This is a genomic window from Polynucleobacter sp. AP-Melu-500A-A1, assembly GCF_018882125.1.
Taxonomy (GTDB): domain Bacteria; phylum Pseudomonadota; class Gammaproteobacteria; order Burkholderiales; family Burkholderiaceae; genus Polynucleobacter.
Genome location: NZ_JACVOZ010000003.1, coordinates 499,623 through 523,478, shown reverse-complemented (window position 1 = coordinate 523,478; position 23,856 = coordinate 499,623). Strand labels below are relative to the sequence as shown.

Sequence of the window (23,856 nt, the reverse complement as noted above, 5' to 3'; positions counted from 1 at the left end):
CTTAGTCTTCTAAATTTAGCTGTGTTGTTTTCACAAATTGTTGCCAGCGTTCAAATTCTCGCTTGGCATATTTATCTAGAGTAGGACCATCGCTCGCTTGAACATCAAAGCCACCTTGGGAAAGTTTGGTTTTGATTTCTGGATCATTGAGTACCGCCTGAAAATCTGCTGTCAATTTCTTCACTATCGCTGCTGGCGTTTCTGCTGGTGCGAATGCGCCAATCCAAGAGTAGGCCTCAAATCCTGGATAGCCAGACTCTGCAACAGTTGGAGTTTTTGGTAGTTCAGGGAGACGTTGTGCTCCAGTGACTGCTAGAGGTTTGAGTTTATCCGCCTGAATTTGCCCTTTCAGGGCGGCATAGCTGAGCAAGGTCATGCTGGCGGTATTGCCAACAACGGCTGCAATAGCAGGACCGCCACCACCATAAGGAACATGTAGCACAAAGATGCCAGCTTTACGCTTGATGTCTTCCATCGCCAGTTGATTGAGTGATCCAATGCCAGTGGACGCATAGCTATAAAAGCCGGGACGTTTTTTTGCAGCGGCAATAAATTCTGCCAAGTTATTACCAGGCACAGATGGGTTGGCAGCAATGACCAAAGGAAAGCGAACTAATAAGCTAACGCCCACAAAATCTTTGAAAGTGTCATAGGGCAGTTTTGGTTTAACAATCGGATTAATGGAGTGGTTATCAAAACTAATCAGTAAGGTATTACCATCAGGCGCTGATCTGGCGACATGCTGGGTAGCAATTTGGCTTGCTGCTCCAGGGCGATTTTCGATCACGACAGGCCTTCCAATTCTCTCAGCCAATTTTGTCTGAATAGTTCTAGCAGTAATGTCTGTACTTCCACCTGGCGGGAATGGCACAACTAGAGTGAGCGGCTTATCATTTTGAGATAGGGCAGGCTCAGATACTGTGATTGTGACCAAAGCCAAAATCACAAGTTGAAAAAATAGGTTTGAGGTGCTTTTCATGGGCAGTCCCCTAGATATGAGTAAGAAAATGTTGATCAATAATGAAGTCTACAGGATCTGCGCTATCTTGCTCAAGGCGCGCACTAATAATCTGAGCATCTTCCAAAGTGTGCTGAGTTTGTAGACAGAGCTCGATGTTGGGTAGGGTGATTCGGATGGACTCCTGATCTTCACTAAAATTTTTTGGATCTAGGTTGAGTAGCCTCTTCAAGCTAGCGGCAGTATTATGAATATCTGAGCTCGCAATCATGATCTGTTTTAAAGAATTCATATGATTAGCATGGTTGAGCCATTGCTCTTGCCAGACATACTCTGGAGTGAGATGTTGGCAAAAATAAATGCGTAGGCCAGGAATTGGCTGTTCTGAAAAGCGTACTGTTTTAAATTCGACTAGTACCTGATTGCCCATAAATTCTCCCTCGCGCGATAATTCTTGCACAGGGTTGACTGCAAATCCTGATGACTTGAGTTGCTCATAGCAAGCGTTGGCATCATCTGTACGAAATACCAATGCATCTAAGCCAATAGCTTGATTGGCTATTTCCGCCCTTTGAACTTGTTTACCCTTTTCCCAGCCCAATAATTCAATATAGCTGGTATCAAGCATGATGAGGCGATTGCAAGAGCCAAGGTTATGGTGGGAAAGTGGGCTTAAGTGAAAGCCTTTACTCTGAAATAGTTCACCTAAGGCATCTAGACTATCTCTTCCTATCATCACGAGGTGATCAAATAGGTATTCTTGGGGGTGTACTGAGCTCACGGAAAGTCAATTGGGTATATCAAAAAATTATCATATACGATATTGGAAAGGCTTAGGGAGCCATATGAAAAATCTTATAACTATACGAACAATATCTTGGATTGCCCTTTTTGCGGTATTTTTATTGAATGGGCTATTGGGTGCTCATGCTCAAGGTGTAAAAGACTATCCTAATAAATCGATCACCATGATTGTGCCCTTTCCGCCCGGCGGTGCAACTGATGCACTTTCCAGAATTGTTGCGCAAAAACTTTCCAGTAATTTGGGGCAATCCATCATCGTTGAAAATCATCCTGGCGCTGGTGGAACTATTGGTGCTGCGCTAGGTTCTCGTGCATTACCTGATGGATATACCTTATTGTTCACGACGAGTAGTACACATTCTGTAGCGCCAAGTTTTGCCAGAAAACTTCCCTATGACTCTGTAACGGACTTCACGCCGATTGGTGGTGTGGGTATTTCTCCTGCAATATTAATGGTGACTAAAACTTTACCTATTAAGACAGTGAAGGACTTGGTGGTTTACGCAAAAGCTCATCCTAGTGAGTTGAACTATGCCTCTAGTGGTGTTGGCACGGTGATCCAATTAAATGCTGAAGCTATTAAAGCGCAAGCTGGTATTAATATGACCCATGTTCCTTATAAAGGGTCGGCCTTAGCAATGCCTGACCTCATATCTGGAAAGGTGCATGTCTTATTTGACTCTATTGTTACCAGCCTTCAGCCAGTGAAAGACGGTAAGTTAAACGCTTTGGCTGTTGGTGGCTCTAAAAGATCTGCGCAGTTGCCAGATATTCCAACAGTTGCTGAAGTTGGTAAAGACTATGGTCTTGGTCAATTTGAATCGACTACTTGGTTTGGTTTATATGGTCCTAAAAATTTACCACCTGAATTAGTGGTTAAATTAAATGCAGCCCTGAATAAAGTCATTGAGTCCCCAGATGTTATTGAACGATTTGCACAGGTAGGGGCTGAATCAATACCTGGAACTCCAGAAAAATTTTCCAACATGGTCGCAAAAGAGCGTTCACGTTGGACTGCATTAATTAAGCAAGCGCAGATTAACCCTGAATAAGAGAACTCTTGATGAAATTTAATTGGAATAACCCCTATCCTACGATTCGTGTGCCAGTGATGGGGCGTAATGTTGTATCGACATCCCATCCTTTTGCGGCACAAGCGGGCCTAAAAATAATTCAACAGGGCGGTAACGCTATTGATGCAGCAATTGCAGCAGCAGCAGCCTTAATGATTGTTGAGCCAGTGTCGAATGGTTTGGGTAGTGATTGTTTTGCCATTGTTTGGGATGGCAAAGAATTGCATGGCTTAAATTCTTCGGGAACTTCACCTCAAGCCTGGAGTCCTGAGTACTTTGCCAAAAAATATGGCACAGATGCAAATGGATTAGCAGATAGACCTATGCGTGGCTGGGATGCAGTCACGGTCCCTGGGGCATTAGCGGGCTGGGAAGAGCTACATCGCCGCTTTGGATCTTTGCCACTTGGCGACTTATTACAGCCAGCAATTGAAATTGCTGAAAGAGGCTACGCGATGGCGCCAGTGGTTGCGCATAAGTGGGCTGCTGCTATTCCGGACTTGCGTGATCAACCTGGATTTGCTGGGGCATTTATGCCTCATGGCCGTGCTCCAGAAATTGGTGAGATCTTTCGTTTCGAGGCCGCTGCAAAGACACTCAAGAAAATAGCAAAGTCAGGTATTCGGGAGTTTTATGAAGGTGAAATTGCCGAGGCGATTACCAGTTATGCAAAGAATCATGGCGGTGCGATGACGCTCAATGATCTCTCAGCTTATCGTCCTGATTGGGTGGGCACTATTGAGCAAGACATTCAAGGTGTAGATGGTAAAACATATTCAATGCATGAGATACCACCTAATGGTCAAGGTATTGGCGCCCTCATTGCTTTAGGAATCTTACAGAACTTTGATATTGCTAGCTTACCTGTGGATGGAGTGGAGAGTCAGCACTTGCAAATCGAGGCTATGAAATTGGCCTTTGCAGATGTTTATCAATATGTAGCAGATCCACGCTCTATGGAGGTGACGCCTGAGCAGATGCTCGATCCAGCATATCTGGCTCAACGTGCAAAACTCATTAATCCAAATAAGGCAACCCACTTTAATTTTGGTTTGCCACAATCGGGCGGAACTATCTACCTATCGGCCACAGATGAACAAGGCCGTATGATTTCCTTTATTCAGAGTAACTATATGGGATTTGGTTCTGGGGTGGTTGTACCAGATTGGGGTGTGAGTTTGCAGAATCGTGGTTTTGGATTTTCAATGGATCCTAAATCTGCCAACGTCGTTGCTGGCGGTAAGCGTCCATTTCATACGATCATTCCAGCATTCTTAACCCGTCAAGAAGGTAATACAACACTGCCACAAATGAGTTTTGGTGTGATGGGTGGCGATATGCAACCCCAAGGTCACTTGCAGACTATTTTGCGAATGCTTTCTTATCGTCAGCAACCGCAGGCAGCCTGTGATGCACCACGCTGGAAGGTTAATCGCGACTTCACTTTAGATGTGGAAGCTAATATGAATGCCGCCACTGTTCAAGGTTTATCAAACCTAGGCCATACCTTGAAAAAAATTGATGATCCTTATATGGATTTTGGAGCAGGGCAGTTCATCTGGAGGTTATCGGATGATATTGAAGATGGCTATGTTGCGGCAAGCGATCCGCGTCGCGATGGCCAGGCGGCTGTATATTAACCTATCCGTATAAGCATCATCTTATATCTTATAAAGACTTGTTTAAACTGTTCAGATAATAGTAATAAATAAAAATACATTTGGAGACTTATGCGACTGTTTAGCTATCGAAATAAAAATAATGAAAAGGGAATCGGCGTTCTTTGTTCCAAGGATTCACAAGAATTTGTTGATTTATGTGCAACTGATCCTAGTATTCCTAATAATTTATTAGGTCTAATAGAGATCGATGCTAGCCTGACTAAGGCAAAGCAAGCCCTCAATAACCCAAAGGCAGTGATTAAAAATCTCGCGGACATTCAGTTTGATACTTTGATTGATCGCCCTGGAAAAATTGTTTGTATGGGTTTGAATTACGCTGATCATGCTAAAGAGGGCGGGAATGCAAGGCCAGAGTACCCTAGCTTTTTTATGCGGGGACCAAGCTCGCTCGCTGCCCATATGTCACCAATCATTCGACCTAAAGTATCTGATAAGCTGGATTACGAAGCTGAGCTTGCATTTGTTGTGGGTAAAAAAGGGCGTAATCTCACTAAAGAGAATGCTTTGGAGTGTTTGGCTGGATACAGCGTATTTAATGACGCCAGTTTGCGCGACTATCAACGCAAAACCACTCAATGGACTATCGGGAAAAATTTCGATCAGACTGGTGGATTTGGGCCGTGGCTGGTAACCCCCGATGAAATACCTGTTGGTGCTCATGGCTTACAAATTCAGTCACGCTTGAATGGCACCGTGATGCAAAATGCCAATACCAAGGATTTTTTGTGGGGTATTGTTGAGACAATTGTGCTGATTACAGAATGCATGACTCTAGAGCCGGGTGATGTGGTGATTACTGGAACGCCTGCTGGCGTTGGTTACGCTAGAACCCCGCCTGTTTTTATGAAGGCAGGGGACGTATGTGAAATTGAGGTTGAAGGTGTTGGGATTCTTAAAAATACTATTCAAGACGAATAGAAAATATAGATTAAGCTGAAGTAATTCATAGGAGAGATGATGAAAGATAATCAAAACATAAATCGCCGAGATGCTATTAAATTAGGTTTTGGGGCCACAGTTCTGGGCGCATCAGGAATGAGTCAGGCACATGAGAAGGGTGTGAATACACCTTTTCCAGTTGCACAAGTCTTCATCCCTATTGCTGGTAGTGATCAAGAGTTTCCTGTGCGCCGTATCTATTGCATTGGCCGTAACTATGCTGCTCATGCTAGAGAGATGGGGTCTGATCCTACGCGCGAGCCGCCATTCTTTTTCCAGAAGCCAACAGATGCTATTCAGTTTGTAGCGCCCACCAAAATTGTGGATCATCCCTATCCAAGCCTAACCAAAAATTACCACTATGAAGTCGAATTAGTGGCTGCTTTAAACAAGGGTGGCAAAAATATTCCAGTGGATAAGGCTCTAGAGCTTGTTTATGGTTATGCCTTAGGTCTGGATATGACTCGTAGAGATTTGCAACGCTTTATGGGTGATCAAAAAAAGCCTTGGGAAATTGGGAAGTCTTTTGACCTCTCAGCTCCAATTGGCCCAATCTTTCCCGTTGGCAAAGTGGGGCATTTCACCAAGGGAAATATTGAGCTGTCAGTGAATGGTGTCGTCAAGCAAAAAGCAGATTTAAGTCAGATGATTTGGTCGGTCGCAGAGCAAATCTCTAAGTTATCCGAAGCAAATGAATTATTCCCTGGGGATATTATTTATTCTGGTACCCCGGAGAATGTAGGGCCTGTCGTAAAAGGTGATGTCATACGCTGCCAAATCAATGGATTACCTGATCTATCCATCAAGATCGTTTAAAGCTTTAGCGGGCCCTTGAGGCCCGCTAATTTCTGATTCCAGTAGTTGGCTGTTTTAAGGTCGAATCACTCTTGCTGGATTCTCTTCATAAGGTGGAGAGTAGATCACTAAGAGTTTCACAGGTTCATCGCTGATTACGGTAAATACGTGCATGGCATCTGCTGGGAAAAAGCAGGCATCACCTGGACCCATTTCACAGACTTCACCATTGACCTCAGCTCTGGCACGACCTTCTAGCATGTAGCAGACTTGTTCAATTCCCGGATGGGCATGAGGCAGGGCGCCTTTACCTTTCTCAATAGTTCCATGGAGAACTTCAAGCTGTTTAGCGCCAACGGTCTCAGTACCAATAATTCGGCGATTGACTGTACCAAGATGGTTTGCTGGGTGATAGCCTTCAACCTCACCAGCTTTAACAAAGTACTTAGATTTAGTAGCGCTCATTGCTTTGCTCCCTGAAATAAATTTAATAGGATTTAGGTAGACCCAATACTTTTTCTGCAATAAAGCAAAGAATCAGTTGAGGGCTAACCGGTGCAAGACGTGGAATCCAGGATTCACGCAAATAACGCTCTACGTGATATTCCTTAGCGTAGCCCATGCCACCATGGGTCAGGATGGCATTCTCACAGGCATGAAAACAGGCTTCTGCTGCGAGATACTTTGCTGCATTTGCTTCGGCAGCGCAGGGCAATTTTTCATCATACAAACTCGCTGCTTTGAATACCATGAGGTTAGCAGCCTCAAGCTCCATCCAAGACTTTGCTAATGGGTGCTGAATACCTTGATTCTGGCCAATAGGTCTATCGAACACAATGCGTTCTTTGGCATATAGCGCACCCCTGGCAAGCGCAGCTTGGCCAAGTCCAATGGCCTCTGCTGCAATCAAAATTCGCTCTGGATTAAGACCATGCAATATATAAGAAAAACCTTTTCCTTCTTCTCCAATAAGGTCTTGGGCTGGAATTTTTAGCTGATCAATAAAGACTTCATTGGAATCTACACACTTGCGCCCCATTTTTTCAATTTCTCGCACATCAATACAAGAGCGATCCAAATCGGTATAGAACAAGGACAAACCTTCAGTACCTTTTGCTTCCTCTACAGGGGTAGTGCGAGCCAGGAGCAAAATTTTGTTAGCAACTTGGGCGGTAGAGATCCAGATCTTTTGACCACTCACAATATAGTGATCACCTTGTTTCTCTGCCTTAGTAGAAAGCTTCAGAGTATTGAGGCCCGCATTCGGTTCGGTCACGCCAAAGCAGGCTCGATCTTTGCCAGCAATTAAGGGCGGCAACCAGCGCTTTTTTTGTTCATCAGATCCAAAGACCACTACTGGGTGTAAGCCAAAAATATTCATGTGGACAGCAGAGGCACCAGATAAGCCAGCGCCGCTCTCAGAGATGGTTCGCATCATGAGTGCTGCTTCTGTAATCCCTAGGCCTGCTCCACCATATTCAGTTGGCATGGCAATACCAAGCCAGCCAGCATCAGCTAGCGCTTGATGGAAGTCAAAAGGAAAGTCACCTATTTCATCTTTTTTAAGCCAATAGTCAGCATCAAATGGCTTACAGAGTTTTTCAATCGCATCTTGGATTTGCAATTGTTCTGGAGAGAATTGGAAGTTCATTTTTTGCTTCCAGTCCTTATTAAAGTCTCAATGGCATCTTCTGCATAGCCAAGCCCTCTCAAGATTTCAGCGGTATGTTGCCCAAGAGCTGGGGCTGGACTTAAATCCTCTTTAGCTGGTGTCTCTGACCATGACACTGGGCTTTTCATTACCCGTATTTGACCTTCGCTAGGATGATCTTCGGTATAAATAAAGGATTTACTTTTGAGATGTTCATCATGAATGAGGTCATCGATCGAATTCATAGCTTGATTGGGCAGATCAAATTGATCGAGAAGTTTGTGCCATTGCGCGGTCGTTTTTGTCTTCATGATGGACTCAACTTCTTGGTAAACCCGGTCAATATTATTTGCACGGTTGACATGAGTACAAAAGATTTCTTCTTGAAGGCGCTCCGGCTGATCAATTGCCTCAAAAAAGCTTTTCCAATGCTTATCGTTGTAGATCAGAATAGAAATATAGCCATCTTGTGTCGCATAGGGCTTGCGAGAAGGCGAAAGAAGGCGCGCATAGCCAGATTTACCAATGGGTGGAATAAAAGATTCGCCACCAAGGTGATCTCCCAAAATAAATTGGGTGATGGATTCAAACATGGGGACGATGATGTGTTGTCCCTTACCTGTTTTCTCACGGGCATACAGAGCTGAAGTGACTGCGTAGACTGAATGAAGTCCAGTCACTCTATCTCCCAAAGTGGTTGGTGCATAACGTGGCTCATGAATACCATATTGCTGCATGAGCCAGGGCACACCTGCAGCGCCCTGAATCAAATCATCATAGGCAGGTTTATCTGCATAGGGACCATCTAGACCAAAGCCTGAGCAAGATACATAAATGATCTTCTCGTTTACCTTTTTTAAATCCTCATAACCTAAGCCAAGTCTATCTAAAGCTTGAGGTCTGATATTAGAGATAAAAACATCAACGGTCTTTGCAATATCAAGTGCTGCTTGCTTTGATGCTGGATCTTTTAAATCTAAAACAATACTTTTTTTGCCACGGTTCGCTTGCAAAAAGATATGACCCATTTTAGGATTCCTCATGGGTCCCACATCACGCATATTGTCCCCATCAGGAGTTTCAATCTTGATGATTTCAGCACCCATGGATGCCAAAATTTGGGTCGCAAAAGGACCAAGGATGACTGCAGTTAAGTCTAAGACGCGAACGCCTGCTAATGGGCCCATCACATTCCTTAATAAATCTCTAATTAGTTGAGTTCAGATTTAATGCCTGATTGAATAATCAATTTACCCCAGTAGGCCATCTGATCGCTCACATACTGAGCAAAATCTTGTGGATTCTTCGATGGCCAAACAACAAAACCCAATTGCGCTAATTTAGCCTGTACTTCTTTATCTTTTAAAGCCTCTTGAATAGATGCATTGATCTTATCAACAATGGGCTTGGGAAGATTTGCAGGACCAAAGACACCATTCCAGGAAACGAGATCAAAACCCTGAATAGTTTTAGCAATTGGAGGTACATTTGGTAGTTGTGCATAAGGTCGATTACCAGTTAAGCCGATTGCACGAACCTTACCAGCTTTAATCATGGCCATGCCAGATCCTGTATCAGCTACGTAGACCTGAATTTGATTACCAATTAGATCTGTTAAAGCTTGGGGGCTTGATTTATAAGGAATTTGCGTCATGTTTGTCTTGGTTAAATACATGATCGTTTCAGTGGTGACTAGCGAAGTGCTATTTGGTGTGCCATAGGACAGCTTGCCTGGATTTGCTTTGGCGTAATCAATCAACTCTTGCACGGTCTTTACTGGTAAGTCATTATTAACGGTGAGCACAAATGGTAATTCACCAACACGGGCGATTGGGGTGAAATCTTTGATTGGATCGTATTTCAGATTCTGAAATAACCAAGGATTCGCTGAGTGTGATGTATTGGTAGTCATCAAGAGGGTGTAGCCATCAGGTTTGGCTGAAGCTACTAATTGCGCACCGATTTGTGCGCTAGCACCTGGTTTGTTATCAACGATGACGGGTTGCCCGAGGATGGTCCCCATTTTTGTTGCCATGATTCGTGCTACTGCATCAGTTCCGCTACCTGGGGCAAATGGAACTATCAGCGTGATGTTGGAAGAGGGATAGCTTTGAGCAGCGCAATGGAGTGAGGTAGCTGCAAATGCTATCGCTAGTAGATTGAGTAATTTATACATCTTGGTCTCCTGTGAATTGTTTAGCGGTAATGGCTCGTCCAACTCGTGATGCATTGGTTTTACCAGTCGCTTTTGTAATGTATTGGCCTATTTTGACAGCAGCATCAAAGTCTATTCCAGTTTCTATTCCCAGTCCTTTGAGCATATAGAGAACATCTTCGGTTGCAACATTCCCAGTGGCTCCCTTCGCATAGGGGCAGCCACCAAGACCAGCAATGGAGGAATGAAAAATACTCACTCCAATCTCCATAGCCGCATAGATATTTGCGAGGGATTGTCCATAAGTGTCATGAAAATGGCCAGAAAACTGGTGGATTGGGGCAAATGCAAAGATAGTTTCAAAGACGGACTGAATTTGACCTGGGGTGCCTACGCCTATCGTGTCCGCAATATCAATTTCATCGCAACCTAAGTCCATCATTCGCTTAACGACTTGCGCAACATGAGCCGGCTCCACCATACCTTGGTAGGGGCAACCGAAGGAACAGGAGATGCTGCCACGAATACGAATACCATCTTGTTTAGCAGCTTTTGCCACAGGTATAAAGCGCTCCACTGATTCAGCAATACTGCAGTTGATATTTTTCTGAGAAAACCCCTCAGATGCAGCAGCAAAGATGACAATCTCATCTGCTTTAGCAGCAAGTGCTCCTTCATAACCCCGCATATTTGGTGTTAGGGCAGAGTAAATAGTGCCAGGCCTTCTGGTAATGGCAGCCATAACTTCATCACTGCCAGCCATTTGTGGAACCCATTTGGGTGAAACAAAAGAGGCTGCTTCAATATTTGGAAAGCCAGCATCTGATAATTGATTAATGAGTTCTACTTTGACATCAATAGGCACAAACTCTTTTTCATTTTGAAGGCCATCTCTAGGCCCCACTTCAACGATCTTGACTTTTTTCGGAAGGCTCGAGGATGGCTTCATTTACTTTTCTCGAGAAAAGCTTTCATCCGCACTTGTGCTTCATTGCTAGTACGAATGGTGGCAATACGCTCTACAGTGTCCTCAAGCAGGGCTGGAGTAATTGCTTGCTGTGAGATGTCACGAACCATTTTTTTACAGGCCATCACCGCCATCGGGCCGTTGCTCAATATAGCTTGGCAGATCTCATCAACCTTGCTATCTAGCGCATCTGGGTCGACCAATTCATGCACAAACCCTATTTCTTTTCCATGGGCTGCTGTAAACACTTCAGCAGTCACAAAATATCTGCGTGAGGCTTGTTCACCAAGCGCTCTAATGACATAGGGCGCGATGGTTGCAGGCAGTAAACCCAACTTGGCTTCAGAAATACAGAAGCGAACTTGCGTGGAGGCAATCAAAACATCACAAACTGATGCTAGACCCACACCACCCGCATAGGCATCACCCTGAACTTTAGCAATCACCGGTTTTGGGCAAGAATAAATTGTGTTGAGCATTAAGGCCATCTTGCGAGAGTCGGCGATATTTTCGGCTTTGGTGAAGTTAGCCATGCTCTTCATCCAATTTAAATCTGCACCCGCGCAAAAGCTTTTCCCATTCGCTTGGAGCACAATCACTCGACAATCATCATCTGCGCCTAGATTAGTAAAGACGTCTTGGAGTTCACCGATCAAGCCTTCGTTAAACGCATTTCTAACTTCAGGTCGATTGAGGGTGACGTAAACAATCTCATTACCTTGAGTGTTTAAATATTGATAAATTGGTAGCTGAGTCATGGCTAATTGGGGTCTCCAGTTTCTATCGTTTTCTTTAATTTACTGGAAACTGGAGTAGAGGGTGATAAATCAACGGTTTAGCCCCCCGAGCTATAGCTCCCCCTTCTTATTTGGAGACTAAATCCATCCCGCTATTCTTGATGGGCTCAACGGACTTTGGCGAGCTTAAGTATTGAATCAGCTTTTGTGCGGATTCTTGTTGTGTAGAGCCGGCAACAATTGCTGCAGAAAAAGTCTGAATCAATTGAAGCTCATTTGGAATGCGACCAACATAATCAACCCCTGCGACATTGACAATCTCGCTACTGGGTTGAATTGCAAAATTCACTTCTTTTGCTGCAAGTAGTGTGGTGGCTTGGCTACCGCGTTCAGTCACTGTGACGGTGATTTGATCTGAGAGTCCCAGGCGTGGAAATAACTCTTTGGTTAAATAAATGCCACTCGTACTTCCTGGTACTGCGATGCGTTTTGCTTTTAGCAAGGCTTCTTTAAAGGCTTTAGTAGTAGATATATCAGGTTTAGGCATGCCAGCTGAAACTCCCAATCCTAATGGCGCCATAGCCAAATCAACATCCGTTCCAGGAATAATTTTTCCTATTGCCATCAGTTCAGCAAGCCCCTCGCGAGAAAGAATGACGACATCAGCACTAGTGCCATTGGCCAACTGCGCTTTAATTGTTTTTGGTCCAGAACCCTGTGAGGCGCCAGATTTTGTAGTGACTGTAATGCCTGTCATTTTTTGAAATTCGGGGAGCATGGCACTGTAGGGCCCATTAAATCCGCCTGAGATCATGACTTCGAGTTGTGCCATAGCGCTTGTACTAAGCAATAAAGAAGTGAAAAGAATAATGAAATATTTCAACTTGGAGTCCTGTTTACTTTGCCCTGATAAATCTTTGGGCGCGTTTTCCAGTATCTACTTCAGTTGTGTAAACGCTACCATCAGAATCTACTGCAATGTTATGCACCCAATGGAACTCGCCAGCATTTCGCCCACTGCGACCAAAAGAGCCCATCTTCTGCCCATTTTCGCGAAGTAGAACGGTGACTTCATTATTGGTGCCATCTGCAATTAATAAATATTTCTGACTTGCATCCGATGGAATTAAATCCCAAACGGAACCTGAGCCTTTAGTATCCGTTTCGTAGGACATCTCGCGAATAAATTTACCGCTTTTTTCGAATACCTGAATACGATTATTAGCGCGATCACAAACAAAAACAGTATTGTCTTTCATAAGGCGTACGCAGTGCACTGGATTGCCAAAGTGGGGAGAGCTGGGGTTGAAATTATCCACTTTCTCATCGCTTGGAGGATTTCCATAGGCACCCCAATGCCGCTTGTAAGCACCAGTATTGGAATCGAATACTGCGATACGTTTATTTAGGTAGCCATCAGCAACATATATTTCATTGGCAATTGGATCAACATTCATGTGTGCAGGTCGCCCAAGCTGTACATTGCTATTGCTCCCCTTACTTTCTCCTGGTGAACCAATCTGTAAGACGAATTTCCCATTTTGAGTAAATTTCAAAATCATATGATCACTAGCAGCATTTCCACCAATCCAGACGTATCCATTGGGGTCTATATAAATACCATGCTCATTTTTTGGCCAGTCATAGCCACTACCTGGTCCTCCCCATGCTTGTAGCAGATTTCCTTTTTTATCAAACTCTAAAACTGGTGGAGCAGGGATACAGCATTTAGATCTTCTGGGATTGAGAGTGGCACCCTTTTCATCATCGGTGATGGTCAATGGGCGATGAATAATCCAAATGTGATCATTCTTATCTGTAGCTACTCCAGATACTTGGCCCAAAATCCAGTTATTGGGGAGTGGTTTTGGCCAATAGGGATCAACTTTGTACTGGGGCGCCTTGCCAGCGCTTGTACTTTGTGAAAAAGAACTTGTACTGATAAGCAAGTAGATAGCAAGAAATAGGCCGCGAGCAATGAAATTCATCTTTGCCTCCATAGGTATTTTTATAAATATGATGATGTCTTAAGGTTAGCGCAAAACTATTAGCAAAAGAGAGTATCTCGGGTAATCCCTTAATTATGCTTGCCATCTTCACTAAGTATCTACATGCTATGCTTAATTTGCTTTATAGAAAATAATAAATAAAAAAATTTACGGAGACAAAATGAGCACAATTACAAAAGCCCACTTAGCTGGTCTGACTGCATCTTTCATTTTGCTGCTGTCATCTGGAGCAATTGCACAGACTAGACCTCTCAATCTCAAGGTGACTTCCCTGGGGGATAAAGTGCTTAATGGCCCAATTGTTTTGGAGAGGCAGGGCAGTTTCTTTGTGGGTGGCCAGGATATTGAATCTAGTACCCTTTCCACACTTCCCGCTTATGCCCAATCTGGCACGATTACCGTTGATCAGATGTATGTGCGCTATCAAACTCCGATGAAAGCAAAAAGCAATTCAGTGGTGATGATTCATGGTTGCTGCCTAACGGGTAAAACTTGGGAGTCCACGCCAGACGGTCGTATGGGCTGGGATGAATACTTTGTCAAAAGGGGTTATCCAACATACGTCATTGATCAGTCTGGTAGGGGTCGTTCAGCAGTCAATGCGACTGCTCTGAATGCTGCCAAGATGGGAAAAGAAGCTCCTGAGAAATTACCCGTTGTATTTGCAGCGAGTCATGAGTCTGCTTGGACAATCTTTCGCTTCGGTAGCGAATATCCTAAAGTCTACGAAGGGCAGAAATTTCCGATTGCTGCACAAAATGGTTTATGGCAGCAAATGGTTTCGGATTGGTTATTTTCAATGCCTACTCCAAATCCTACTGTTCCAAACTTATCGCAACTCTCTAAGCAGTTAAAGAAAACGGTTCTTATCAGTCACTCTCAATCAGGTATTTATCCTTTTCAAACTGCTCAGTTAAGTAATGAGGGGATTGCAGGAATTATTGCGGTAGAACCTTCTGCTTGTCCTGAAGCCAATAGCGATATGACGCCCTATACCAAGATGCCGATTATGGTGATGTATGGAGACTATATGGAGATATCACCTCGCTGGGCGCCAAGATTAAAAGCTTGTCGTGCCTTCGTTGAAAAAGCCAATCAAGCAGGCGGTAAGGTTGAACTTTTATTGTTACCTGAAGTCGGGATTATGGGGAACTCCCACATGATCATGCAAGATAGCAATAGCATTCAGATTGCGGATATCTTAGGTTCATGGATTGAGCAGCGTATCAAGAACTAAGACTAATTAAGGCCTATAGATTTGAAGCTACCTACGGGTGGCTTTTGCCCATTTCTACTGGTATTTCTCTATAGCAAGCTTTCGTAACGAGAGTAGATTGGTGCTTATGTTCATGAAAAGGAGGCTTTATGAGTAAGAATCCATTTGATATTAATAGCCTGCCAGGGCAGCAAAAGATGATGCAGGCCGGAAAAGATGCGGGTGCCGTTGCATTGGAAAGTGCCCAAACCATTAATCAAATTAATCAACAGGCTGCTCAAGAGTTGGCTTCACAAATTCAGAAGCGGGTGGCAGAGCTCATGAAAACTCAGGATCCAAAGGGAGCGTTTGAGTACGTTCATGCAGAAGTACTGCAAGATGCTGCTAAAGAAGTCTCTCAATATCAACAAAAGCTATTGAAAGTTCTTAAGCAAAGCAATCAGGAGCTTGCCGAAATTGCAGAATCTATGATCGAGGATTCCAAGGCCGACCTCATCCACTTTGTAAATGATGCTACGAATAATGCGCCTCAGGGTAGTGATGCTTATGTGTCAGTATTTAAAAGCTCATTTAATAACGCCTTGCAACATTTTGAGCTAATTCGTGCAACGATGACTGACTCTTTCTCCCATTTTGAGAAGAGCATAGAAAATGTTAGTAATCTGGCAGCTAACCAGGCAACAACTAAAAAGGAGTCCTAGTATCTTTTTTGAAATTGCAGTGCGGTCTTGATGGTTTGAAAATGAATGTTGACAGTAGATTCAATTTCCTTGCCATAGCCGCCTGCCATGGAAATGGCAACCGGTAGTTTTCTATCCAATGCAAATTGCAACACTGTCTCATCGCGAAGTTTCATGCCTGCGCTGCTGATATTTAATCTTCCTAGACGATCGTCTTCATGAGGGTCAGCACCTGCTAAGTAAATAATGCAATCGGGCTCAAATCTGGAGTCCAATTGATCTAGGCATTCTGCCAAGGCTTTTAAATAGTTACTGTCATTACAACCATCGGGTAAGCCAAGATCAAGATCGCTTACTTCTTTCTTAAATGGAAAATTATTTTCTCCATGAATCGAGAGTGTAAAGATCGTTGAGTCATTCTGAAGAATTGAAGCAGTGCCATTGCCCTGGTGTACATCTAAATCAATAATGGCGATCTTGAGTTTGGGGTCAATCTCCTTTTGCAGAGTGCGGGCAGCGATTGCAGAATCATTAAAGACACAGAGTCCACTTCCTGAATCTCGATACGCATGGTGAGTGCCTCCTGCGAGATTAATCGCTATACCTCCAGTTAGAGCGGTTTTACAAGCTGCGACCGTTGCCCCAGCAGATCTGCGTGAACGCTCCACCATCTTTGCGCTCCACGGAAAACCAATTTCTCTCTGTTCGCTTGAGCTTAATTTTCCTTCGATGATTTTGATCAGGTAAAGAGGGTCATGGGCATAGAGAATTTGCGTATCACTCGCCGCTGGTGCTTCAATTAATTCAAGCCCTGGCTCGCCAGCAACTAAGTCTCTTAGACTGGAATATTTCTCCATCGGAAAGCGATGCCCAGGGGGAAGGGGTAAAACAAAGTGGTCGGTATAGAATGCTTTCAATCTTTATTCGAATATTGTTCGAGAATATTCAGTGGAACTATTTCCAAAGCTTTGATATTGGTACTTTCTAGTTTGATCATGGGCGCACAATTGGCTTGGAATGCCTCAATCCAGCGATTGAGACAAAGACACCATTGATCACCAGCAACTAATCCCGGAAATTGATAATCTGGTCTGGCGGTAATCAGGTCATTGCCCTTTGCTAGGCTAAATTGCAAAAACGCATCACTGACGATGGCACAAACAAGATGGCTACCAGAATCCTCCTCATTAGTCTTGCAGCAGCCATCCCGAAAAAAGCCTGTGAGGGGCTCAAAAGAGCAGGGAACTAAGGGTTGCCCCAAAACATTTAACGCTACATCCTTTTGCATACAGACTTTCTTAATGAGTAGTCATGCCAGTTTATTGAATAAGGCTTAAACTTGCTCAAGGCGGCTTATTTATGATTTTGGCCCTATTGTTTTCGAACTAAATATGAAATATTTCCTAATATCCCTTTGCTCTTTGACATGTTTATTAAGCGCAGCGACTTTTGCGCGTGAGCCAGATCATGTTCAGACTGTATTGAGCTCAGCAAAGCTTCAGGGGAGCGGTAGGCTCACTTGGTGGGGGTTTGATATTTACGATGCAGCTCTTTATCGCTCTGGCAATCTCAATTCTCCTGAGTTTGCCCTAGATTTTCGCTATAAAAAATCTTTTACAGGAATAGCAATCGCCAATAGATCTGCTGAAGAGATGAAAAAATTAGGCGTGTCTGATATGCAGGCGGCGCTTTGGGGAAAAGAATTGGCTAGTTTTTTACCTAATGTTGAATCCGGTCAAACTTTGACTGCAATCTATAACCCTAAACAAGGTACTTTTTTTTACTTCGATGGCAAACAGATCGCCCAGGTCAAGGGGGCTGATTTTTCAAAAGCCTTTTTTGGTATTTGGTTTGACTCTAAGACGAGTGCACCAAAACTACGTTCTGAATTACTTGGGCAGAATTGTCCGCCCCCACTGATTAGTGAAGGTTGTTAAATAAGATGAAATATCAATTAAAGATTTTGACTCTCATTTGTGTTGGTTTCTTATTGAGTGCTTGTGCAGGTCAGAAAATTTCTCAATATGCCAATGAGAAGCCAACTTTAGATTTGAGCGAGTATTTTTCAGGCACGATTGATGCCTATGGAATATTTACAGACCGTAGCGGAGTAGTGAAGAAGCGTTTCACTGTTCTGATACAGGCGAATTGGACAGTAGTTGACGGTAAGAAAACTGGTGTCTTAGATGAGAGTTTTGAATATTCAGATGGCAGCAAGCAAAAGCGTATTTGGAGATTGACTGAGGTATCTCCAGGGAAATACGTGGGTAAGGCCGATGATGTTGTAGGCGAAGCTCTTGGGGAGTCTTCAGGGAATGCCTTAAATTGGGCCTACACCCTGGCATTGCCGGTTGATGACACGATTTATAACGTGCAATTTGACGACTGGATGTACCTAGTCAATTCTAAAGTGATGCTGAATAAGGCCAAGATGAGTAAATTTGGTATCGAGCTGGGTGAAGTTACCCTGAGCTTTTATAAACGTTAAACGGAAGTTGGCAATTTGTGTCACACTTTCTGTTGTGGGGTAGCTCATAAGCTTTTTGGAATCTGAGTTACGATAATTTCCTAATAAAAAATCATAAGGTGACATGTGACAACAGCTCGAGTCGTTAGTCTTTCAGAACTAGGTAGTGCCGACGTAATTAAACTCATTGATAAAGAATTACCAGCGCCCTCAAAAGGCGAAGTACAAATTCGTCAAACGGCCATTGGATTTAACTTTATTGACGTGTATCAGCGATCTGGTGTGTATCCATTAGAGATGCCTACTGGTCTTGGGCATGAAGCAGTTGGAGTGGTGCATGCCTTAGGTGATGGTGTTACTGGATTCAAGATTGGTGATCGCGTGATGTATATGAATGCGGGAATTGGTGCATATGCCAGTGCGCGTAATGTACCAGCAGATAAATTGGTTCCAGTGCCTGACAATGTATCCGATGAAGTAGCTGCTGCAGTTTTCTTTAAAGCAATGACTGCTCAGTACCTTGTGCAAAAAACTTATAAAGTAAAAGCTGGCGATGTAGTTCTTGTTCATGCGGCCGCTGGTGGTGTGGGACAAATTTTGGCCGGTTGGGCAAAGGCTTTAGGTGCATTTGTCGTTGGCTCGGTGGGTTCTCAAGCAAAAGTTGCTGCAGCTAAAGCAGCGGGCTGTGATGCGGTGGTTGATTATTCAAAATCCAATTGGGTTGAAGAATTCCTTAAGGCCACTGGGGGCAAAAAAGCCAATGTGGTTTACGACTCTGTTGCCAAAGAAACTTTTTTAGGCTCCTTAGATTGTGCAGCTCCTTTTGGAACCGTCGCATTATTTGGTGCTGCCTCAGGCCCTGCGCCAGAGATTCAGCCAGAAATCTTGAATAAGAAGGGCTGTTTATTTTTGACTAGACCTTCCGTATTCCCACATAACGCTACCTCGGCCCTCTTGCAAGAAAATGCCCGTGCGGTATTTGATGCGATTGCTAAAGGACAGGTAAAAGTCCAGATTGCCGCTAAGTTTCCTTTGGAGCAGGCTGCTGAAGCCCATCGAGCTGCTGAGGGGAGAAAGGTATCTGGCGCAATTGTCCTGATTCCATAACTGAATAAGCGCTTAGCATTCTCAGGCCCCGTTATACGGGGCTTTTTTATTGCGCACTCTAGATGTAATATGGAGTTATGAAAACACTGATCAAATCTATTGCTCTGACAGCATGCTTATTAAGCAGCACTAGTGTTTGGGCACAAATTCCGGAGACGCAGCGCTCTCTTGGGATCTCTTATATTAGTGGTGGCGTTGGTGAGGGTGAGTCAGCGGCTATTTTGGCTGAGGCTAAGCATTGGCCTTTATTGCTAGAGTTATCTCAGCTCGAGAATGGTAGAGGCGTTTGGATCTTTGGTAGCCAAATTAAGATTGCGAACTCTAAGAGTGCAGTAATTTTTGATGCTAAGGCACAAGGTCCTTACATGCTTGTTAATTTAGAACCTGGTGATTATGTGATTCAAGCTAGTTATCAAGGGGTTGAGCAAAAAAGAGCGATTTCTATCAAAGCTGGGCAGCCACAAAAAATTTCACTCTTCTGGAAGTAAGTTAATACTATTGGTGCGCTGCCACATCAGCGCAGACGGTATTTCTAAGCTATAGTTTTAGAAGATCTATAAGAACAGCTTGGGGAGACAGTGATATGCATATTTTTTCTTTACAGAAATTGGTGGGTGCAGCAACCATATCCACCCTCTTATTGGGTGCTACTTTTAGTGCTCAAGCGCAATCTTCAGCACCTAGTGCCCAACAAGGCAAAACAGAAATCTTGTGGCTAGGACAAGCAGGTTTTCGGATTAAAAGCCCTGGAGGAAAAATCATTGTGATTGATCCATGGCTTACTGGCGGGCCAAAGACACCTGCTGTATACAAGAATGATATTGCTGCTCTAGGCCCTATCGATTTGCTATTAGTGACGCATGCGCACGTTGATCACATTGGCGATGCCCCAGATTTAGCAAAGTTACACAAAACTCAGCTGTATGGTCCTGCGGATATGGTGACGCCTCTAATTACTTTGGGTGTTATGCCGGCCGAGTTAACACATCGCTTTAATAAATCTGGGCGTGTGACGCCTTTGCCTGGAATTAAAGTGACTGCAGTAAAGGCGGAGCATTCTTCTTTACTAGTGTGGAAAAATCCTGCCACTGGAAAATTGGAGTCCCATCATGCTGGCGAGGCTATGGGTTACATCATCCAGTTAGAAAATGGATTTAAGATTTGGCATATGGGCGATACCGGCATATTCGGTGATATGAAATTTATTAGCGAGTATTACAAGCCTGATTTAGTGATGGTACCTATTGGAGGTAATTTCACGATGGCCCCTGATGATGCTGCACATGCGTTACGTGAACTGATTAATCCTAAAATGGTCATCCCAATGCATTACAACTCTAACCCTCTAGCAAAAGGGACGCTTGCCGAATTTCAGGCAGATATGAAGGGCAGTAAGATTAGGATCATTCCGATGACTGAAGGGCAAACAGTAGAGTTCTGATGCCTTAAAAACTAAAAGCCCCTGATTTAATACAGGGGCTTTTTTTATTGAAGTGTACTGAGACAATCATTAGGGATTAGTAAATATCCGGCTCCGGTACAGGTGCGCCAAAACTGGTTTCTAGAAAATCAAAGTCACAACCATCTTCTGCTTGCAGAATGTGGCGACTAAACATCCAGCCATAACCCCGCTCATATTTAGGTTTAGGCGCTACCCATTTTGCTTTTCTGGCAGCGAGTTCCTCATCACTAATTTCTAACTGAATCTTTCTGGCATCCACATCTACAGTAATCAAGTCGCCGGTTTTCACAAGTGCCAATGGACCTCCGATATAGGATTCTGGAGAGGCGTGAAGAATACAGGCGCCGTAACTGGTGCCGCTCATACGAGCATCAGAGAGGCGGAGCATATCTCGCACTCCTTGTTTTACCAACTTCACTGGTATGGGCAGCATGCCCCATTCGGGCATACCAGGTCCACCCTTGGGACCTGCGTTTCTAAGAACCAAAATGTGATTTTCGGTAACGTCTAAATTCTCATCCTCAATTGCTTTTTTCATATCGGGATAGCTATCAAATACGAGTGCTGGTCCAGTATGTTTCAAGAATTTTTCTGCACAGGCGCTAGGCTTAATTACTGCCCCACCCGGTGCAATATTCCCACGCAAGACTGCGAGAGCACCTTCTTTATAAATTGGGTTATCCAGTGTACGAATGACATCGGCGTTATAAACTTCAGCGTTCTGAATATTCTCGCCAATAGTTTTTCCTGTTACTGTCATGGCGGTATGGTCAAGGTGCTGCTTCATTTCCTTAAGCATCGCTGGCATTCCTCCAGCGTAATAAAAATCTTCCATCAAATATTTATCACCACTAGGTCTAATGTTCGCAATGACTGGAACTTTTCTACTTGCAGTATCAAAATCATCCAGAGTCACTGTGCAATCTTTTCCAGCGCGACGTGACATAGCAATTAAATGAATGATGGCATTCGTGCTACAACCCATAGCCATTGCTGCTGCAATGGCATTTAAGAAATTGGCCTTACTCAATATGCGTGCTGGGGTTAAATCTTCCCAAACCATCTCCACAATTCTTCTGCCACAGGCCGCCGCCATACGAGGATGACTTGCATCAGGCGCTGGAATGCTAGAGGCGCCTGGCAAACTTAAGCCCAGCGCCTCAGTAATACCCATCATGGTTGCAGCCGTACCCATAGTCATGCAAGTGCCATGACTGCGCGCAATGCCGCCTTCAACCTCTAGCCATTGTGCTTCGGAGATATTGCCTGCGCGTCGTTCATCCCAATACTTCCACGCATCCGATCCAGAGCCTAAGATTTGACCTTTCCAATTGCCTCTGAGCATTGGGCCTGCTGGAAGATAAATAAAAGGTAGGCCTGCAGATAATGCGCCCATGACCAAACCAGGGGTAGTTTTGTCACAGCCACCCATGAGTACTGCACCATCAACTGGATGAGAGCGAATAAGCTCTTCAGTTTCCATGGCCAACATATTGCGATAAAGCATGGTGGTGGGTTTGACATATTGTTCGGCTAATGAAATAGCAGGTAATTCAATGGGGAAGCCACCTGCTTGCAGAACACCTCGCTTAACATCTTCGACGCGTTGTTTGAAATGCGTATGACAAGGGTTGATGTCAGACCAAGTATTGATGATCGCAATCACAGGTTTACCAGACCAATCCTCAGGACCGTATCCCATTTGCATGGCGCGAGAGCGATGTCCAAAAGAGCGCAAGTCATCTGGCTCAAACCAGCGTGCGCTACGAAGAGATTCTTTAGTCTTTTTTGGCATAAAAGTCTGGGTTTAGGTTTGTAAGTCTTCTATATTAGTGCTTGCTTGCGAGAAAGGGTATGTCAGTACTTGTTTTCTGAATGGCTCTTATTTACTCTTGTGGCTAGGGACTACTGTTGTACATAAATTCATAAGGATCATTCCATGGCCAAGCTTTCTTTTATTGCCCGGGCATTACTCATTTGTGGCTTGTCAAGTACATGCTGCATCCCAGCAATTTCCCAATCAGATTACCCCAATAAGACTGTCAAAATTATTGTGCCCTTCCCACCAGGCGGCACTACAGACATCATGGCGAGAATTTCGGCAGAGCAATTAACCAAGACTTTTAAACAGGCCTTCGTGATTGAAAATATCTCTGGAGGGGGTGGCGTGATTGGCGCTGAGAGGGGAGCCAATGCTGCTCCCGATGGCTATACCTTGGTGATGACTGGCGTTGGTCAAAATGCAGTTGCGCATGGCCTTGATCCCAATTTGAAATACGATTCTTTAAAGGATTTTGCGCACATCTCATTGATTGATTTGGGCCCCAATGTTTTGGTGGTTAATCCGGACCGCCCATTTAAAACTTTAAAAGATATCGTCGATTACGCCAGGGCGAATCCTGGCAAGCTTGACTATGGCTACACCTATGCTTCTTCTGGCCACATGGCAATGGAGTTACTGAGACAAGCTACCTCAACTTGTGCGGATATAAAGAAGAAGCTCAACTGCAATCCTTTGCCCTTGGTAGGCATTCCTTATCGTGGAGGCGGTCCTCTAATGAATGCCATATTGGCCAATGAAATTCCGCTCGAGTTCATTAATCAGGATGCGGCACTCCCTTTTGTCCAGGCGGGAAAATTGCGCCCTATTGCAGTGAGCAGCTTGCAGCGTAACCCTCTATATCCTAATGTTCCTACTGTGGCAGAAAGCGGCTATCCAGGATTTCAGGCGCTATCTTGGGCAGGCATCAGCGCGCCAAAAGGAACGCCCAAACCTGTCATCGATAAATTAGAGGCTGCGATGATTCAGGCCTTGCAAACGCCTGAGGTAAGGCAACGCTTGGAATCAGTGGGTTTTGTAGTGCCAACCCCGGGATCAGCGGCGTATGTCAGCTTTTTAAAGTCAGAGTTAGATCAGTGGGTCGCATTGATTAAAAAGTCTGGGATCAAGCCAGAGTAGTTCACTTTGACGTAATTGAATTTGCGCTTCACTGTCAAAACCACCTTCGGGTGGTTTTTATTTCTAGTGACGCAAGGTTTATAATTCTCTAAGCGATTGAATTAAAAGAGATTATTCTCAAAACCCCTTCTGTTCAGTTTGACAGCCCCTATGGGGTCTTGGACAATACCCGGAGTGGTTTGATTCAAGCCTACG

The 23,856-nt window shown here is 44.2% G+C and carries 25 protein-coding genes; 12 read left to right on the top strand and 13 right to left on the bottom strand.

Annotated features, from left to right (window positions below; genetic code table 11):
• Position 1: 1 nt before the first annotated feature.
• Both ICN38_RS09170 and ICN38_RS09165 read right to left on the bottom strand, forming a co-directional pair.
• The gene (locus ICN38_RS09170; protein ID WP_216256756.1) at positions 2-979 is read right to left on the bottom strand and encodes a tripartite tricarboxylate transporter substrate binding protein; all 978 of its coding nucleotides are present in this window, start codon (positions 977-979) and stop codon (positions 2-4) included.
• A 10-nt stretch (positions 980-989) separates the two neighbouring features.
• A complete protein-coding gene (locus ICN38_RS09165) occupies positions 990-1,739 on the bottom strand; it encodes a VOC family protein (RefSeq protein WP_370624389.1) in 750 nt (249 codons plus the stop codon).
• Positions 1,740-1,803: 64 nt separating this feature from the next.
• Here ICN38_RS09165 and ICN38_RS09160 point away from each other — a divergent pair, with 64 nt between their 5' ends.
• From ICN38_RS09160 to ICN38_RS09145, 4 genes are all read left to right on the top strand, one after another.
• Entirely contained in the window at positions 1,804-2,814 is a 1,011-nt protein-coding gene (locus ICN38_RS09160; RefSeq protein WP_216256755.1) for a tripartite tricarboxylate transporter substrate binding protein, read from the top strand.
• Between the two features lie 8 nt (positions 2,815-2,822).
• Entirely contained in the window at positions 2,823-4,475 is a 1,653-nt protein-coding gene (locus tag ICN38_RS09155) for a gamma-glutamyltransferase family protein (RefSeq protein ID WP_216256754.1), read from the top strand.
• Positions 4,476-4,565: 90 nt separating this feature from the next.
• Positions 4,566-5,435 (top strand): fumarylacetoacetate hydrolase family protein, encoded by an 870-nt coding sequence (locus ICN38_RS09150; RefSeq protein WP_216256753.1) that lies wholly within the window; start codon positions 4,566-4,568, stop codon positions 5,433-5,435.
• 117 nt (positions 5,436-5,552) lie between these two features.
• On the top strand, positions 5,553-6,272 hold the full coding sequence (locus ICN38_RS09145; protein WP_255562798.1) for a fumarylacetoacetate hydrolase family protein: 720 nt from the start codon (positions 5,553-5,555) through the stop codon (positions 6,270-6,272).
• Between the two features lie 54 nt (positions 6,273-6,326).
• Here ICN38_RS09145 and ICN38_RS09140 read toward each other — a convergent pair whose 3' ends face one another.
• The 8 genes from ICN38_RS09140 to ICN38_RS09105 form a co-directional block, all read right to left on the bottom strand.
• Positions 6,327-6,716: a cupin domain-containing protein gene (locus ICN38_RS09140; protein ID WP_216256751.1), complete on the bottom strand. Its 390-nt coding sequence runs from the start codon at positions 6,714-6,716 to the stop codon at positions 6,327-6,329.
• Positions 6,717-6,738: 22 nt separating this feature from the next.
• The gene (locus tag ICN38_RS09135) at positions 6,739-7,902 is read right to left on the bottom strand and encodes an acyl-CoA dehydrogenase family protein (protein ID WP_216256750.1); all 1,164 of its coding nucleotides are present in this window, start codon (positions 7,900-7,902) and stop codon (positions 6,739-6,741) included.
• Positions 7,899-9,089: a CaiB/BaiF CoA-transferase family protein gene (locus ICN38_RS09130; protein WP_216256749.1), complete on the bottom strand. Its 1,191-nt coding sequence runs from the start codon at positions 9,087-9,089 to the stop codon at positions 7,899-7,901. Before ICN38_RS09130 ends, ICN38_RS09135 begins: the two co-directional genes overlap by 4 nt.
• Before the next feature lie 23 nt (positions 9,090-9,112).
• Positions 9,113-10,078: a tripartite tricarboxylate transporter substrate binding protein gene (locus ICN38_RS09125; protein WP_216256748.1), complete on the bottom strand. Its 966-nt coding sequence runs from the start codon at positions 10,076-10,078 to the stop codon at positions 9,113-9,115.
• Positions 10,071-11,006, bottom strand: a complete 936-nt coding sequence (locus ICN38_RS09120) for a hydroxymethylglutaryl-CoA lyase (protein WP_216256747.1) — start codon at positions 11,004-11,006, stop codon at positions 10,071-10,073. The genes ICN38_RS09125 and ICN38_RS09120 overlap by 8 nt, the downstream gene beginning before the upstream one ends.
• Positions 11,003-11,782, bottom strand: coding sequence for an enoyl-CoA hydratase/isomerase family protein (locus ICN38_RS09115; protein ID WP_216256746.1), 780 nt, complete (start codon positions 11,780-11,782; stop codon positions 11,003-11,005). The genes ICN38_RS09120 and ICN38_RS09115 overlap by 4 nt, the downstream gene beginning before the upstream one ends.
• Positions 11,783-11,888: 106 nt before the next feature.
• Positions 11,889-12,593: an extracellular solute-binding protein gene (locus ICN38_RS09110; RefSeq protein WP_216256745.1), complete on the bottom strand. Its 705-nt coding sequence runs from the start codon at positions 12,591-12,593 to the stop codon at positions 11,889-11,891.
• 64 nt (positions 12,594-12,657) lie between these two features.
• Positions 12,658-13,749: a hypothetical protein gene (locus ICN38_RS09105; protein ID WP_216256744.1), complete on the bottom strand. Its 1,092-nt coding sequence runs from the start codon at positions 13,747-13,749 to the stop codon at positions 12,658-12,660.
• A gap of 181 nt (positions 13,750-13,930) precedes the next feature.
• Between ICN38_RS09105 and ICN38_RS09100 the strand changes: the two genes are divergently transcribed.
• A complete protein-coding gene (locus ICN38_RS09100; RefSeq protein WP_216256743.1) occupies positions 13,931-15,007 on the top strand; it encodes an esterase in 1,077 nt (358 codons plus the stop codon).
• 128 nt (positions 15,008-15,135) lie between these two features.
• On the top strand, positions 15,136-15,687 hold the full coding sequence (locus ICN38_RS09095; protein ID WP_216256742.1) for a phasin family protein: 552 nt from the start codon (positions 15,136-15,138) through the stop codon (positions 15,685-15,687).
• Here ICN38_RS09095 and ICN38_RS09090 read toward each other — a convergent pair.
• Together ICN38_RS09090 and ICN38_RS09085 are read right to left on the bottom strand one after the other, a co-directional pair.
• Positions 15,684-16,583: a histone deacetylase gene (locus ICN38_RS09090; RefSeq protein WP_255562781.1), complete on the bottom strand. Its 900-nt coding sequence runs from the start codon at positions 16,581-16,583 to the stop codon at positions 15,684-15,686. The genes ICN38_RS09095 and ICN38_RS09090 overlap by 4 nt on opposite strands.
• Complete coding sequence (locus ICN38_RS09085) at positions 16,580-16,954, bottom strand: DUF2237 family protein (RefSeq protein WP_216256741.1); 375 nt, start codon at positions 16,952-16,954, stop codon at positions 16,580-16,582. The genes ICN38_RS09090 and ICN38_RS09085 overlap by 4 nt, the downstream gene beginning before the upstream one ends.
• Before the next feature lie 103 nt (positions 16,955-17,057).
• Between ICN38_RS09085 and ICN38_RS09080 the strand changes: the two genes are divergently transcribed.
• From ICN38_RS09080 to ICN38_RS09060, 5 genes are all read left to right on the top strand, one after another.
• A complete protein-coding gene (locus tag ICN38_RS09080) occupies positions 17,058-17,603 on the top strand; it encodes a chalcone isomerase family protein (protein WP_216256740.1) in 546 nt (181 codons plus the stop codon).
• Between the two features lie 5 nt (positions 17,604-17,608).
• Positions 17,609-18,154, top strand: a complete 546-nt coding sequence (locus tag ICN38_RS09075) for a DUF3833 domain-containing protein (RefSeq protein ID WP_216256739.1) — start codon at positions 17,609-17,611, stop codon at positions 18,152-18,154.
• Between the two features lie 105 nt (positions 18,155-18,259).
• Entirely contained in the window at positions 18,260-19,240 is a 981-nt protein-coding gene (locus ICN38_RS09070) for a zinc-binding dehydrogenase (protein WP_216256738.1), read from the top strand.
• A gap of 77 nt (positions 19,241-19,317) precedes the next feature.
• Positions 19,318-19,728, top strand: coding sequence for a carboxypeptidase regulatory-like domain-containing protein (locus tag ICN38_RS09065; RefSeq protein ID WP_216256737.1), 411 nt, complete (start codon positions 19,318-19,320; stop codon positions 19,726-19,728).
• Positions 19,729-19,823: 95 nt separating this feature from the next.
• Entirely contained in the window at positions 19,824-20,681 is an 858-nt protein-coding gene (locus tag ICN38_RS09060; protein ID WP_216256736.1) for a metal-dependent hydrolase, read from the top strand.
• Positions 20,682-20,757: 76 nt separating this feature from the next.
• Here ICN38_RS09060 and araD read toward each other — a convergent pair whose 3' ends face one another.
• Entirely contained in the window at positions 20,758-22,497 is a 1,740-nt protein-coding gene (gene araD / locus ICN38_RS09055) for an L-arabinonate dehydratase (protein ID WP_216256735.1), read from the bottom strand.
• Positions 22,498-22,641: 144 nt separating this feature from the next.
• Here araD and ICN38_RS09050 point away from each other — a divergent pair, with 144 nt between their 5' ends.
• Positions 22,642-23,661, top strand: coding sequence for a tripartite tricarboxylate transporter substrate binding protein (locus ICN38_RS09050; protein WP_216256734.1), 1,020 nt, complete (start codon positions 22,642-22,644; stop codon positions 23,659-23,661).
• The last annotated feature ends 195 nt before the right edge of the window (positions 23,662-23,856 follow it).